Source organism: Chitinivorax sp. PXF-14, from assembly GCF_040812015.1.
GTDB lineage: Bacteria > Pseudomonadota > Gammaproteobacteria > Burkholderiales > SCOH01 > JBFNXJ01.
In genome coordinates this window covers 383,482-397,736 of sequence record NZ_JBFNXJ010000002.1, presented here as the reverse complement: position 1 = coordinate 397,736, position 14,255 = coordinate 383,482, and the positions used below count along the sequence as shown (strand labels likewise).

At 62.9% G+C, this 14,255-nt stretch carries 15 protein-coding genes; 8 read left to right on the top strand and 7 right to left on the bottom strand.

Annotated elements, in window-relative coordinates; all coding sequences use genetic code 11:
- Positions 1–9: 9 nt before the first annotated feature.
- The 5 genes from ABWL39_RS04625 to ABWL39_RS04605 all read right to left on the bottom strand — a co-directional run bounded on the left by ABWL39_RS04625 (position 10) and on the right by ABWL39_RS04605 (position 4,641).
- Complete coding sequence (locus ABWL39_RS04625) at positions 10–1,149, bottom strand: acyl-CoA dehydrogenase family protein (protein ID WP_367787539.1); 1,140 nt, start codon at positions 1,147–1,149, stop codon at positions 10–12.
- Entirely contained in the window at positions 1,146–1,622 is a 477-nt protein-coding gene (locus ABWL39_RS04620; RefSeq protein ID WP_367787538.1) for a MaoC family dehydratase, read from the bottom strand. Before ABWL39_RS04620 ends, ABWL39_RS04625 begins: the two co-directional genes overlap by 4 nt.
- 13 nt (positions 1,623–1,635) lie before the next feature.
- The gene (locus tag ABWL39_RS04615) at positions 1,636–2,820 is read right to left on the bottom strand and encodes an acetyl-CoA C-acyltransferase (protein ID WP_367787536.1); all 1,185 of its coding nucleotides are present in this window, start codon (positions 2,818–2,820) and stop codon (positions 1,636–1,638) included.
- A 64-nt stretch (positions 2,821–2,884) separates the two neighbouring features.
- Complete coding sequence (locus ABWL39_RS04610; protein ID WP_367787618.1) at positions 2,885–4,048, bottom strand: isovaleryl-CoA dehydrogenase; 1,164 nt, start codon at positions 4,046–4,048, stop codon at positions 2,885–2,887.
- A gap of 206 nt (positions 4,049–4,254) precedes the next feature.
- Positions 4,255–4,641 carry a MerR family DNA-binding transcriptional regulator gene (locus ABWL39_RS04605; protein ID WP_367787535.1) on the bottom strand — a complete coding sequence of 129 codons (387 nt, stop codon included), beginning with the start codon at positions 4,639–4,641 and terminating at the stop codon, positions 4,255–4,257.
- A gap of 194 nt (positions 4,642–4,835) precedes the next feature.
- Here ABWL39_RS04605 and ABWL39_RS04600 point away from each other — a divergent pair, with 194 nt between their 5' ends.
- Together ABWL39_RS04600 and ABWL39_RS04595 are read left to right on the top strand one after the other, a co-directional pair.
- Positions 4,836–5,885 (top strand): MBL fold metallo-hydrolase, encoded by a 1,050-nt coding sequence (locus ABWL39_RS04600; protein ID WP_367787534.1) that lies wholly within the window; start codon positions 4,836–4,838, stop codon positions 5,883–5,885.
- A gap of 45 nt (positions 5,886–5,930) precedes the next feature.
- Entirely contained in the window at positions 5,931–6,767 is an 837-nt protein-coding gene (locus ABWL39_RS04595) for a CheR family methyltransferase (RefSeq protein ID WP_367787533.1), read from the top strand.
- A gap of 1 nt (position 6,768) precedes the next feature.
- Here ABWL39_RS04595 and ABWL39_RS04590 read toward each other — a convergent pair whose 3' ends face one another.
- Together ABWL39_RS04590 and aroA are read right to left on the bottom strand one after the other, a co-directional pair.
- Positions 6,769–7,653: a BadF/BadG/BcrA/BcrD ATPase family protein gene (locus tag ABWL39_RS04590; protein WP_367787532.1), complete on the bottom strand. Its 885-nt coding sequence runs from the start codon at positions 7,651–7,653 to the stop codon at positions 6,769–6,771.
- A gap of 41 nt (positions 7,654–7,694) precedes the next feature.
- Positions 7,695–8,981 (bottom strand): 3-phosphoshikimate 1-carboxyvinyltransferase, encoded by a 1,287-nt coding sequence (gene aroA / locus ABWL39_RS04585; RefSeq protein WP_367787530.1) that lies wholly within the window; start codon positions 8,979–8,981, stop codon positions 7,695–7,697.
- Positions 8,982–9,094: 113 nt separating this feature from the next.
- Between aroA and cmk the strand changes: the two genes are divergently transcribed.
- The 6 genes from cmk to pyrF all read left to right on the top strand — a co-directional run bounded on the left by cmk (position 9,095) and on the right by pyrF (position 14,255).
- Positions 9,095–9,769: a (d)CMP kinase gene (gene cmk, locus ABWL39_RS04580; RefSeq protein WP_367787528.1), complete on the top strand. Its 675-nt coding sequence runs from the start codon at positions 9,095–9,097 to the stop codon at positions 9,767–9,769.
- A gap of 105 nt (positions 9,770–9,874) precedes the next feature.
- Positions 9,875–11,551 (top strand): 30S ribosomal protein S1, encoded by a 1,677-nt coding sequence (gene rpsA / locus ABWL39_RS04575; protein WP_367787617.1) that lies wholly within the window; start codon positions 9,875–9,877, stop codon positions 11,549–11,551.
- An 8-nt stretch (positions 11,552–11,559) separates the two neighbouring features.
- Positions 11,560–11,847 (top strand): integration host factor subunit beta, encoded by a 288-nt coding sequence (locus ABWL39_RS04570; RefSeq protein ID WP_367787525.1) that lies wholly within the window; start codon positions 11,560–11,562, stop codon positions 11,845–11,847.
- 149 nt (positions 11,848–11,996) lie between these two features.
- Positions 11,997–12,284 (top strand): lipopolysaccharide assembly LapA domain-containing protein, encoded by a 288-nt coding sequence (locus ABWL39_RS04565; RefSeq protein WP_367787523.1) that lies wholly within the window; start codon positions 11,997–11,999, stop codon positions 12,282–12,284.
- An 83-nt stretch (positions 12,285–12,367) separates the two neighbouring features.
- A complete protein-coding gene (gene lapB / locus ABWL39_RS04560) occupies positions 12,368–13,534 on the top strand; it encodes a lipopolysaccharide assembly protein LapB (protein WP_367787521.1) in 1,167 nt (388 codons plus the stop codon).
- Positions 13,535–13,553: 19 nt separating this feature from the next.
- Positions 13,554–14,255 (top strand): orotidine-5'-phosphate decarboxylase, encoded by a 702-nt coding sequence (gene pyrF, locus ABWL39_RS04555; protein WP_367787519.1) that lies wholly within the window; start codon positions 13,554–13,556, stop codon positions 14,253–14,255.

Here is a 14,255-nt window from a genome sequence, read left to right as displayed (position 1 = left end):
CAGGCGGTGCTAGAGGTCTTTGACGATTTCGCGCGCGATGACGAGCTTCTGGATGTCGCTGGTGCCCTCGTAGATCTGCGTCACGCGCACGTCGCGATAGATGCGCTCGACCGGGAAATCGGCGAGATAGCCGTAGCCGCCGAGCGTCTGCAGCGCAGCCGAGCACACCCGCTCGGCCATTTCCGAGGCGAACAGCTTGGCCATCGAGGCCTCCTTGAGGCAGGGCTGGCCGGCATCCTTGAGCAGTGCTGCGTGCCATACCAGCTGGCGCGCAGCCTCGATCTGGGTGGCGCAGTCGGCGAGGCGGAACGACACCGCCTCGTGTTCGTAAATCTTCTTACCGAAGGTCTCGCGTTCCTGCGCATAGCGCAGCGCGCATTCATAGGCGGCACGCGCCATGCCCACCGCCTGTGCGGCGATGCCGATGCGGCCCGATTCGAGATTGGCCAGCGCGATGCGGTAGCCTTCGCCTTCCGCGCCGAGCAGGTTGGCTGCCGGCACGCGGCAGTCGTCGAACGCGATCTGCACCGTATCCGAGCCATGCTGGCCGAGTTTGTCCTCGACCTTGGTGATGATGAAGCCGGGCAGGTCGGTCGGCACGATGAAGGCGCTGATGCCTTTTTTACCGGCGGCCGGGTCGGTGACGGCGATCACGATCGCGATATCGGCATTCTTGCCGCTGGTGATGAACTGCTTGCTGCCCGACAGCAGGTAGTGCGCGCCGGTGCGGGTCGCGCGCGTCTTGATGGCGCCGGCGTCCGAGCCGACATGCGGCTCGGTCAGGCAGAAGCAGCCAAGCTGCTCGCCGCTCGCCAGTGGGCGCAGGTAGCGTTCCTTGTGGAGGTCGTGGCCGAAGGCGAGGATTGGCCCGCAGACGACCGAATTCTGTACCGAGATGATGGTCGAGACCGCGCCATCGCCGGCGGCGACCTCTTCGATGGCGACGGCCGCCGAGACATAGTCGAGCCCCGCGCCGCCCCACTCGGTCGGCACCACCAGGCCCATCAGGCCCAGCTCGGCCAGCTCCCTCAGCTCGTCGGACGGAAAGGCGTGGGTCTGGTCGCGCAGCCCGGCGCTGATGGCGAGCTTCTCCTGGGCGTAGGCGCGCACGGCATCACGGATCTGCAACTGCTCGGCAGTCAGCATCATATCGAGGGTTCCTCATCGGGCTGGGCGGGGCCGCGCACGGCGACCCACATGGCGTTTTCCAGGCTCATGACCAGCTCGCCATGTTGGTTGTAGGTACGCCAGGCGGCATTGACGACGCCAAACCCCGGGCGCGACTGCGAGCGTTTGCGGCCGACGATGTCGAACTCCGCGCGCAGGCTGTCGCCGGGCTTGACCGGGCGGTGCCACACCAGTTTGTCGACCTGCAGGCCGACCAGTCCGTTGGCGATCTGGTTCAATGGCGAATCGGTGAGCATGCGCATGGTCAGTGCCGCCGTCTGCCAGCCCGACGCCACCTGGGCGCCGAACACGCTTTGGGCGCCGGCGGTGGCATCGAGATGGAAGGGCTGCGGGTCGTAGCGCGCGGCAAAGGCGTTGACCTCGCCGCTGTCAACGTCGATCGGGCCACCAAGGAAGACGCGGCCCGGCGTCAGGTCTTCGAAATGCAGTTTCACGGGGGCTCCGCGCTTACAGCAATTCGATCGCCATGGCCGTGGCCTCGCCACCGCCGATGCACAGGCTGGCCACGCCCCGCTGCTTGCCATACTGCTTGAGCGCGTGGATCAGCGTGACGACGATGCGCGCGCCCGAGGCGCCGATTGGGTGGCCGAGCGCGCAGGCACCGCCATGGACGTTGACCTTGTCGTGAGGCAGGCCGAGCTCCTTCATCGCGGCCATGGTCACCACGGCGAAGGCTTCGTTGATCTCGAACAGGTCGACCTGGGCCGGCGTCCAGCCCGTTTTGGCGAACAGCTTCTGCATCGCGCCGACCGGGGCGGTGGTGAACCAGCTGGGCTCATGCGCATGAGTGGCATGGCCGACGATGCGAGCCAGCGGCTTGAGGCCGCGTGCCAGCGCATCGGATTCGCGCATTACCACGAGCGCCGCCGCGCCATCCGAGATCGAGCTCGAATTGGCCGGTGTCACCGTGCCATCCTTGCGGAAGGCGGGCTTCAGTTGCGGGATCTTATCCAGATTGGCCTTGAGCGGCTGCTCGTCGATCGTGACCTGGACATCGCCTTTCTTGCCCGGCACGGTGACGGCGACGATTTCGTCATTGAAGCGCCCCGCGTTGATGGCTTTCTGCGCACGCATGGTGGAGGTGATCGCAAATTCGTCCTGCTGGCCGCGCGTGAAACCGTATCTCTCTGCGCATTCCTCGGCGAAGGTGCCCATCAGGCGACCCTTGTCGTAGGCGTCTTCGAGGCCGTCGAGGAACATGTGGTCCTTGATCTCGCCGTGGCCGAGACGATAGCCGCCGCGTGCCTTGGGCAGGATGTAGGGGCTGTTGCTCATGCTCTCCATGCCGCCGACCAGCATGGCGGTGTTGTTGCCGGCCTTGAGCATGTCGTGGGCGAACATGATTGCCTTCATGCCCGAGCCGCACATCTTCGAGATCGTGGTGCAGTTGACCGACAGCGGCAGCCCGCCCTTGAGCGCTGCCTGCCGTGCCGGCGCCTGGCCCTGGCCCGCGAACAGGCAGTTGCCGAAGATCAGTTCGTCGATGTCGGCTGGTTGCAGGCCGGCGCGCTCGACCGCCGCCCTGACGGCCACCGAGCCGAGGTCGGAGGCCGACAAGGCGTTGAAGTCGCCCTGGAAGCCGCCCATGGGCGTGCGCGCGGCGGAGACGATTACGATGGCGTCGGTGGTCATGGTCAGGTCCTGATTGAGGTTTGAAAAGCCGGCTCGTGCACAACCCCCCCGTCGCCAGGGGGGGTTATTCCGTTTCCTTGAACAGCTCACGCCCGATCAGCATGCGGCGGATCTCGCTGGTGCCGGCGCCGATCTCGTAGAGCTTGGCGTCGCGCCACAGGCGGCCGGCGGGGAAGTCGTTGATATAGCCGTTGCCGCCCAGGCACTGGATCGCTTCGCCGGCCATCCAGGTGGCTTTTTCGGCGGCGTAGAGAATCGCGCCGGCGGCATCCTTGCGCGTGGTCTCGCCGCGGTCGAGCGCCTGGCCGACGGCGTAGACGTAGGCGCGGCAGGCGGTCAGCGTGGTGTACATGTCGGCGAGCTTGCCCTGCATCAGCTGGAATTCGCCGATCGGCTGGTCGAATTGCTTGCGCTCGTGCAGGTAGGGGACAACCACGTCCATGCAGGCCTGCATGATGCCCAGTGGGCCCGCGGCCAGCACCGCGCGCTCGTAGTCGAGGCCGCTCATCAGCACGTTGACGCCACGGCCAACCTGGCCCAGCACATTTTCCTCGGGCACCTCGACGTCATCGAAGAACAGCGGATAGGTGTTGGAGCCGCGCATGCCGAGCTTGTCGAGCTTGTTGGCGGCGCTGAAACCCTTCATGCCCTTTTCGATCAGGAAGGCTGTCATGCCGCGCGGGCCGGCGCTGGGGTCGGTCTTGGCATAGACCACCAGCACGTCGGCGTCGCCGCCATTGGTGATCCACATCTTCGAGCCATTGAGCACGTAGCGGTCGCCCTTCTTGTCGGCGCGCAGCTTCATGCTGACGACGTCGGAGCCGGCGTTGGGTTCGCTCATCGCCAGCGCGCCGACGTATTCGCCCGAGATCAGCTTGGGCAGGTATTTCTTTTTCTGTGCCTCGCTGCCGTTCTTGCGGATCTGGTTGACGCACAGGTTCGAGTGCGCGCCGTAGGAGAGGCCGACCGCACTCGAGCCGCGGCTGATCTCCTCCATCGCCACGATGTGGGCGAGGTAGCCCAGGTTGGCGCCGCCGTATTCCTCCTCGACCGTCAGGCCCAATAGGCCCATGTCGCCGAACTTGCGCCACATGTCGGCCGGGAAGGCGTTGTCGCGCTCGATCTCGCTGGCGCGCGGCGCCAGCTCCTTGGCGACGAAGCCCTGCACGGAATCGCGCAGCATGTCGATGGTGTCGCCGAGGGCGAAATTGAGGCTAGGGTAGCTCAGCATGATCGTTCTCCATCCAGATATCGGTTGTAAGGCGGGCGGACCTATGCCGGTACGAGCAATTGTTTTCATGTTAGTCAACGCGCCGGCCTTTGGCCTGACGAGTCGCGCTCGGCTGCGGCTGATTCAAGCAATCGTTTGCTTGAATCGTATGGCATTCAACTTTATCTGCAGTTTACGTTAACGTCAATTTGCGACCAAAATTTTTACTGGTTCAGGATGCTCATGCAACGTTCCTCGAGCGCGGTCATTTCGGCGAGCACGATGTCGATATCCTGCTTCTGCTGTTCGAGCAGGGCGCGCTTGGCCGACACATGTTCGAGCAACAGGCGCAGCTGGGGCTTCTCGTCCTGCGCCAGGTCGTAGAGGTCGAACAGCTCGCGGATTTCGCCCAACGCAAAGCCCAGGCGCTTGCCGCGCAGGATCAGCTTCAGCCGGGTCTTGTCGCGCGGGCTGTAGAGGCGGTTGCGGCCGACGCGCTGGGGTGCGAGCAGCCCTTCGTCTTCGTAAAAACGGATGGTGCGCGTGGTCACGTCGAATTCGCGTGCCAGGTCGGTGATCGTGAAGGTGGGGGTGGAATCGGCGTCGGGCATGGATTTCCCTTGTTCGGGCATGGGGTGCCCAGAATATAGCAGATTGGCCGCCGCACCTTAAGCAAGCGCTCACTTCGCGCCGCGATGGGCGGGGCTTCCAGGCTGCATCGGCGCAGCGTCAGAGCCGCTCAGCTAGCCAAACGGGCCGGGCACGGGCAGAATTTAGTAATTAGACTCAAAAGTCAGTAACGACGATGACCTCCGCTTCTCCTTCCGATCACGCCCTCGATTTCCCGCTGGGCGATCAATTGCCCGCCGCCGGCACCTGTCTGCAGGTTGCCGATGGCGTGTACTGGCTGCGCATGCCGCTGCCGTTTGCGCTCGACCACATCAACCTGTGGCTGCTGCGCGACGGCGAGGGCTGGGCTATCGTCGATACTGGTTATGGCAAGCCCGCCACGCGCGAATTGTGGGAGCAGGTGTTCGCCCATGGCCTGGAAGGTCGGCCCGTGACGCGCGTGCTGCTCACCCACAACCATCCCGATCATATCGGCAATGCGGACTGGCTGGCCCAGCGCTGGAATGCGCCGGTGTGGGCGTCGGAGGGCGAGTTCCTGCAGGCGCACCTGGTGTGGCACGATCTGGCGGGCTTCAACAAGACGCACATGGTCGAGCAATACCGCGCTCACGGCGTCGACGAAGCGCTGTTGCAGCTGCTGGCGACGCGCGGCAACAGCTATCGCTGGGGCGTGCCCTCGCTGCCGGCCACGTTCCGCCGCATCATGCCGCACAGCGTGATCGAGGTCGACGGCTGCGACTGGCATGTCATCGTCGGCTACGGCCATTCGCCGGAACATGTCGCGCTCTATTGCGAACAGAAGGGCGTGCTGATCTCGGGCGACATGTTGCTGCCCACCATCAGCACCAATGTCGGCGTGTGGGCGACCGAGCCCGATGGCGACCCGCTCAAGGCCTTCCTCTCGTCGATCCGGCACTTTCTGCCGCTGCCGGCCGACACGCTGGTGCTGCCGTCGCATGGCCGGCCGTTCAAGGGCATCCAGGCTCGCGTGGCGGCGCTCGAGGCGCATCATGCCGATCGGCTCGAGGTGTTGCGCCAGTTCTGCGCCGAGCCGCGCCAGACGATCGAAACGCTGCAGGTGCTGTTCGGGCGAGAGCTCGATGCCTACCAGCTGTTTTTCGCCATGGGCGAGGCGATCGCCCACCTCAATCACCTCATGCATCGCGGCCAGCTCGTGCGCGAAACCGGCACCGATGGTCGCCATCGTTTCCGGATGGCCGGTTGAGCGTGCTATAACATCCTCATCGCTGCCGACACACGCCCACCTTCAATGACCGAGCCATTCCGCGAGTTTCACTTCACGCCAGACGATTTCGAACGCGTCAGGAAAATGATCTATGACTATGCTGGCATCGCTCTGCACACGGGCAAGCAGGACATGGTCTACGGCCGCTTGGCGCGGCGCCTGCGGGCGCTCGGGCTGTCGAATTTCAAGGACTACCTGGCGCGGCTCGAACGGGGCGACCACAAGGAGTGGGAGGCCTTCGTCAATTCGCTGACGACCAACCTGACCTCGTTCTTTCGCGAGGAACACCATTTCCCGATTCTGGCCGAGCACCTGAAGAAGCGCCGCGACAACGGCGCCGTCACGGTCTGGTGCTCCGCCACGTCGACCGGCGAGGAGCCTTACTCGATCGCGATGACGATCTGCGAGACCTTCGACTCGCTGACGCCGAATGCGCGCATCATCGCCACCGATCTCGACACCAGCGTGCTCGATTTTGCCGCCAAGGGCATCTATCCGGCCGAGCGCGTGGAAAAGCTGTCGCCGGCCCGGTTGTCGCGTTTCATGGTACGCCAGCCCGACGGGCAGTTTGCGGTGAAGCAGGAGTTGAAGAACCTGATCACCTTCCGCCGGCTCAATCTGATCGACAACAACTGGGCGATTCGCGGCCCGTTCGACGCGATTTTCTGCCGCAACGTGATGATTTATTTCGACAAAGCCACGCAGTTGTCGATTCTCAAGAAGTTCGCACCGATGCTGAAGCAGGATGGCCTGCTGTTCGTCGGCCATTCGGAAAACTTCTATCACGCCGCCGACGTGTTCCGCCTGCGCGGCAAGACTGTCTACGAGCTGGCCAGTGCGGCCAGTGCCCGTATCGACTGAACTAGCTGGATTGGTTAGCGGCCTGCTTCGCCAGCAGCAGCGCGCCGTACACGGCGTCATGCCTGGGGGGCATGGTGCGCACCTTGAGCGCATCCGGCAGGTAGTCCGCCATGACTGTCGACAACCCGCCGCACAGGGCCAGCGGGAGCGCCTCGTCGGCATCCATGGCGCGCGCCATCGCGGCGATCTCCTGCCCGGCACGCTGCATCAGCGCCTGGGCCTGCACATCGTGCTGCGCATGGCGCACCACGACCGGGGCGAGCGTTGCGTATTCCGCTTGCCCGGCGCGCCCCAGCCAGTCGAGCAGGGCTGCGTCGCTGCCGCCACACTGCGCGATCAGTTCCCGGGTGAAGGCGGTCTGGCTGGCGCGCCCATCCAACGTCCGCTGCGCCAGCGCAATGGCATGCAGGCCAAGCCAGGCGCCGCTCGCCTCGTCGCCAGAGGGAAAGCCCCAGCCGCCGGTCTCGACGCGCCGGCCGTCGGTGAATTGTGCGAGCCCGATGCTGCCGGTGCCGACGATGACGATCGCGCCAGCCCCGCCGTCATGTGCGCCAAGCAGCGCGGTATAGGCGTCGGATGCCAGGCTCAGCGCCGCGAACGCCGGTGCGGCATCGTGAAAATGGCGTGCCCAGCTCGCGTTGTTGACGCCGGACAGCCCCGCGCCCACCGCGCAATGATGAAACGGAATGCCGCTGACCTTGAGCTGAGCGAATACCGCATCGAGCCCCGTGGCGATTTCCCGCCAGGCCTTGTCGACCCCCTGACCCAGGGCCGACGGGCCGCATTCGGCGTAGGCGAGCGGCCTGCCGCTAGGGTCGGCCAGCTGGATGCGCGTGCGCGTGCCGCCGCCGTCGATGCCGATCAGGTAGTGAATGGTGTTATGCATTTCGCGCGTCTGAACTGTCGGCTCGGCAAGGTATGCCGCCGTTATTTGCTGACCGCTTTCAACACGTCGAAATACTCCGGGAAGGTCTTGCCCACGCATTTCGGATCATTGATGCGCACCGGCACGCCGCCGAGCGCCACCAGCGAGAAGCACATCGCCATGCGGTGGTCGTCGTAGGTGTCGATTTCGGCGTTCGGCGTGAGATGAGCCGGCGGCGTGACGCGGATGTAGTCCTGGCCTTCCTCGACCGTCGCGCCGACCTTGCGCAGCTCGGTGGCCATGGCCGACAGGCGGTCGGTTTCCTTGACGCGCCAACTCGCGATATTGCGGATCGTGGTGGTGCCGTCGGCAAACAGCGCGGCGACGGCGATCGTCATCGCGGCATCGGGGATATGGTTCAGGTCGACATCAATGGCCTTGAGCTTGCCGCTGCCGCCCGCCTCGATCCAGTTGTCGCCCATGGTGATGCTGGCGCCCATCTGGCGCAGCGTGTCGGCAAACTTCACATCGCCCTGGATGCTGTCGGCGCCGACGCCTTCGACGCGCACCGGGCCGCGCCCGATGGCGCCGGCCGCCAGGAAATAGGATGCCGAGCTGGCATCGCCCTCGACATGGATCACGCCCGGCGACTGATAGCGCTGGCCGCCGGCGATGTGGAAGCGTTCCCAGCCCTCGCGCGTCACCGAGACACCAAAGCGTTGCATCAGGTTGAGCGTGATCTCGATATAGGGCTTGGAGATCAGCTCGCCCACGACACGCACGGTGGCCGCCTCGCCGGTCAGCGGCAGGGCCATCAGCAGGGCTGTCAGGAACTGGCTCGATACATTGCCCTTGACCGACACCTCGCTGCCCGACCACAAGGTGGCCGGGTGGATGGCCAGCGGCGGGAAGCCGTCGTTACCCAGATAGTCGACCGATGCGCCCAATTGGCGCAGCGCGTCGATCAGATCGCCGATCGGGCGCTCATGCATGCGCGGCACGCCCGACAGCGTGTAGTCGCCACCGGACAGCGCGAGCGCCGCCGTCAACGGGCGAAAGGCGGTGCCGGCGTTGCCGAGAAACAGTTCGGCCTGCTTGACCGGGAAGCGGCCGCCGACTCCCTCGACCACGAAATCACGCGTGCCGGGCTGCTGGCGCCAGTTGACGCCCAGCGCGGTGAGTGCTTCCAGCATGCGCTGCACGTCGTCCGAATCGAGCAGTCCCTTGACCTCGGTCGTACCCTCGGACAATGCGGCGAGCAGCAGCGTGCGGTTGGAAATGCTTTTCGAGCCGGGTAGGGCGACAGTGCCGCTGACAGCGGCGATGGGAGCGAGATCGAGGAATTCCATGCTGGATAGACGAGAAAGATTGGAACCAAACCCGGTATCATAATGGCTGGTGCTATCCGGCGATAGCAGGTTTAACTGCAATATCTGTGTTTTTGAGGTGAAGATTGCTCGATATGAGTCCCGTCATCGCGATCGACGGTCCTTCCGCTTCCGGTAAGGGAACGGTCGCACAACTGGTTGCCCAGGCCCTCGGCTGGCATTATCTCGACAGCGGCGCGATCTATCGCCTGGCCGCGCTGGCTGCCCAGAAGCTGGGTGTGGCGTTGGGCGACGAGCCACAGCTCGCCACGCTGGCGGCTGGGCTCGACATCCGCTTTGCCGGAGGTGACATTTTTCTCGATGGTGAATCGGTCGAGGCCCAGGTGCGCACCGAAGCCACGGGCAATGCCGCGTCCGCGATCGCCGCGCTGCCCGCGCTGCGCGCCGCGCTGCTGGAGCGGCAACGCGCCTTTCGCACGGCTCCGGGGCTGGTGGCCGATGGGCGCGACATGGCGTCGGTTGTCTTTCCCGATGCCGCAACAAAGATATTCCTGACCGCCAGCGCCGAAGAGCGCGCTTCCCGGCGCTATAAGCAGTTGATTGAAAAGGGCTTGCTGGCAAATCCGGATGATGCTATATTCCAAAGGATTTTGCAGGACATCCGTGGGCGTGACGCGCGAGATTCGGCGCGTTCGGTAGCACCCCTGCAACAGTGTGCGGACGCCGTATTGCTCGACACCACCTCCCTCAGCATCGAAGACGCTGTCGCTCGTGTTTTGGCAATTCATCGCAGTAAATCCGCCGTATAATCAAAATTTTAGGGTCGACCGGCCGGAGCGCCAATTCCGGCCGTTCGGTTTTTTAATCAACCGTGCCTCTGGCACACAAGGTCCCATTCAATGACTATTGCTTCCATGGAAAGTTTTGCCGCCCTCTTCGAAGAGAGCCTCCAGCGCCAGGAAATGCGCTCCGGTGAAGTCATCACCGCAGAGGTTGTCAACGTTGATCCGAACTTCGTTACCGTCAACGCCGGCCTCAAGTCCGAGTCGCTGATTTCGGTTGACGAGTTCCGCAACGACAACGGCGAAATCGAAGTGAAGATCGGTGACTTCGTCACCGTTGCCATCGATACGCTGGAAAACGGCTATGGCGAAACCAAGCTGTCCCGCGACAAGGCCAAGCGCCTGGCTGCCTGGATCGAGCTCGAAGATGCGCTGGAAAAGGGTACTGTCATCAGTGGCGTGATCAACGGCAAGGTCAAGGGTGGCCTCACCGTTATGGTCAACAGCATCCGCGCGTTCCTGCCGGGTTCGCTGGTCGATGTGCGTCCGGTCAAGGACACCACGCCGTACGAAGGCAAGCAAATCGAATTCAAGGTCATCAAGCTCGACCGCAAGCGCAACAACGTCGTTGTATCGCGCCGTGCCGTACTTGAAGCCAGCCTGGGCGAAGAGCGCCAGAAGCTGCTGGAAACCCTGCAGGAAGGCTCCGTCGTCAAGGGTATCGTCAAGAACATCACCGACTACGGTGCGTTCGTCGACCTCGGCGGCATCGACGGCCTGCTGCACATCACCGACCTCGCTTGGCGCCGTGTCAAGCACCCGTCCGAAGTGCTGGCAGTTGGCGACGAAGTCGAAGCCAAGGTGCTCAAGTTCGATCAAGAGAAGAACCGCGTATCGCTGGGTCTGAAGCAACTGGGCGAAGATCCTTGGGTCGGCCTGTCGCGTCGCTACCCGCAAAGCACCCGTCTGTTCGGCAAGGTCACCAACCTCACCGACTACGGCGCGTTCGTTGAAATCGAACAGGGTATCGAAGGCCTGGTTCACGTTTCCGAAATGGACTGGACCAACAAGAACGTTCACCCGTCGAAGGTTGTGTCGCTGGGCGACGAAGTCGAAGTCATGATCCTCGAGATCGACGAAGACCGCCGCCGTATCAGCCTCGGCATGAAGCAGTGCGCGGCCAATCCTTGGGACGAGTTCAGCCAGAACTTCAAGAAGGGCGACAAGATCCGCGGCACCATCAAGTCGATCACCGACTTCGGCGTGTTCATCGGTCTGCCTGGCGGCATCGACGGTCTGGTTCACCTGTCCGACCTGTCCTGGAACGTGGCTGGCGAAGAAGCCGTCCGCAACTACAAGAAGGGTGACGAAGTCGAGGCAGTGGTTCTGTCGATCGATACCGAGCGTGAGCGTATCTCCATGGGCATCAAGCAGCTCGAAGGTGATCCGTTCAACAACTTCGTATCGACCCATGACAAGGGCAGCATCGTCAAGGGCACGGTCAAGGCTATCGATCCGAAGGGCGCTGTGGTTCAGCTGGCCGACGACGTTGAAGGCTACCTGCGTGCGACCGAAGTTTCGCGCGACCGCGTTGAAAACATCGGTTCCGTGCTGAAGGAAGGCGACGAAGTCGAAGCGATGATCATCAACATCGACCGCAAGAACCGTGGCATCAACCTGTCCATCAAGGCCAAGGATCTGGGTGACGAGAAGGAAGCAATGCGCAGCATCCAGTCGGACGCCAGCGCTGGTACCACGAGCCTCGGCGCACTGTTGAAGGCCAAGCTGGAAAACAAGTCGGCTGAGTAAGAGGCGTTATGACGAAGTCGGAACTGATTGCCAGACTCGCTGCACGTTATCCGCAGCTCGTCGTCAAGGATGCGGAATTGGCCGTCAAGGCCATTCTGGATGCGATGGCGGATGGTCTGTCTCAGGGGCAGCGCATCGAAATTCGCGGTTTCGGTAGTTTCGATTTGAACTACCGTCCGCCGCGGACGGGGCGCAACCCCAAGTCCGGCGAAAAAGTGCAGGTCCCCGAGAAGTATGTTCCTCACTTCAAAGCCGGTAAGGAACTGCGCGAACGCGTCGACGACCTCGAAGCGTAAACGTCCACAAGACGTGAAGGCGGCATGGGAAACCATGCCGCTTTTTCTTTTTGTCTGGCGCCGCTGCGTGCTGGCGTCGCATTTTTTTCAGATATGACAGGCAATCGGTTAAAATCGGCTCCCTGTCGACTTTTCTAGCCGAGGCTGACATGCGTTATTTGTGGTGGCTGGCGCAGTTCCTGGTGTTTCTGATGTTGCTCGGCTTTGCCCTGCACAACAGCCAAATCGTGTCATTGCGTTATTTTCTCGGGTACGAATGGCAAGCACCGCTGATTCTCATGTTGCTGGTGTTCTTCAGTGTTGGTGCCGCACTGGGGGCATTGGCGGGGATTGCTCACATCTTCCGGCTGCGCCGTGAAATCCTGCTGCTCAAGAAAGAGCTGCGTAATCGTCCAACCCAGATCGTCGCACCGCAACAGCCTGACATGGTTGTATAGGGGGCGCTGTGCCGTGCCTTCCGCGCGGCGAGTATCGTGCATCATCCCCCGGTGCGTTCACTACTGACTACTGGAAACCATACGTGGATTTGGAGTTGTGGTGGCTGATATTGCCACCTTTATTCTTTGCCCTGGGCTGGCTTGCCGCCCGTATCGACATCAAGCAGCTGTTGCGCGAGACGCGCAAGTTGCCGCTTGCCTACTACAAGGGCTTGAATTTCCTGTTGAATGAAGAGCAGGACAAGGCGATCGCGGAGTTTGTCGAGATCGTGAAGTCCGATCCGCATTCGATCGACCTCAACTTTGCCCTGGGTAGCATGTTCCGCAAGAAGGGGGAGCATGAGCGGGCGATCCTGGTTCACCAGACCCTGCTCGGGCGCAACGATATCAGCCCCGAGCAACGAGGCAAGGGCGAGTTCGAACTGGCGCTCGATTACTTCAAGGCGGGCTTGTTCGATCGTGCCGAAGAGTTGCTGACGAAGCTGCTCGATTCGCCCCACGAGCGGACTGCGAGCCAATACCTGCTGGATATCTACCAGCAGGAGAAGAAGTGGGAAAAGGCAATCGCCACGGCAAGCCGCATTTCCAACGGCAGCTCGGCATTTCAGCACGAGGTGGCCGAGTTCCATTGCGAGCTGGCGCAGCGCGATATTGCCAACTCCAAGGCAGAGGAGGCAAAGGTCCACCTCGACCGGGCGTTGCAGGTGCATCGCAAGTGCGTGCGGGCCAACATCCTGCTCGGCGATATCGCCGTCGCCGAGAAGCGCTTCGCGCAAGCCGTCGAGTACTGGAAAAAGATCGAGACGCAGGACCCGCAATTCCTGTCGCTGGTCGGCCAGCGCCTGATCGATGCCTACAAGGAAGACGGCCGTTCTGCGGAAGGTCTGCAGTTGCTCAAGGCCTATCTGTCGAGCTACCCGTCGCTCGACATCCTCGAAATCGTGTTCCAGTCGATGAGCGAGCAAGAGGGGCTGGAGTCCGCCCGCGACTTCCTGTATGGCGAGTTACGGCGCAATGCGACCATGCTCGGGCTCAAGTCGCTGGTCGAGGCCGAAATCCATTTTGTGCCGGCGGAGCGCCGGCCGGACCTCGAAGCCATCCGCAACCTTCTGCATGACAACACCAAGAAGCTGGCCATGTACCAATGCCGCCAGTGCGGTTTCCGGGCGCGGCAATATTACTGGCACTGCCCCGGCTGTACCGGCTGGGAGACGTATTCCCCCAAGCTCGGCGGCGACAGTGCCGTTTAATGAAGATGAGAGTTTGACCATGAATCAGGATCCCAAGATTGTCGTTGCGCTCGATTTCAACGACGCCGACAGCGTGTTGCGCTTCATCGACCCCCTGCATCCGTCGCTGTGCCGCCTCAAGGTGGGCAAGGAGCTGTTCACGGCAGCCGGCCCGCAACTGGTGGAGAAGCTGATCGCGCGCGGCTTTGAAGTCTTTCTCGACCTCAAATTCCACGACATCCCCAACACCGTGGCCAGCGCCTGCAAGGTGGCGGCCGATATCGGTGTGTGGATGGTCAATGTGCATGCGCTCGGCGGTCGCAAGATGATGGAGTCGACGCGCGAGGCGCTGGCGAGCTATCGCCAGCGGCCGTTGTTGATCGCCGTGACGGTGCTGACCAGCATGGATGCCGGCCAACTGGCCGAGGTTGGCCTGCCCGGCGACCCGGGCGCGATAGTCGGCAAACTGGCCAAGCTGACGCAGGACTGCGGCCTCGACGGGGTGGTGTGTTCGGCGCAGGAAGCCGTGCAACTGAAGGCCCTGTGTGGCCAGGGATTCAAGCTGGTGACACCGGGCATCCGCCCGCTCGATGCCAGCCTCGACGACCAGTCGCGCGTGATGACCCCGTCGGCGGCGATCCAGGCTGGCGCCGATTACCTGGTGATCGGCCGCCCGATTACCCGTGCGGCCGATCCCGTGGCCGTACTGCAACGCATACGCGATGAAATCGCGAGCGCCTGA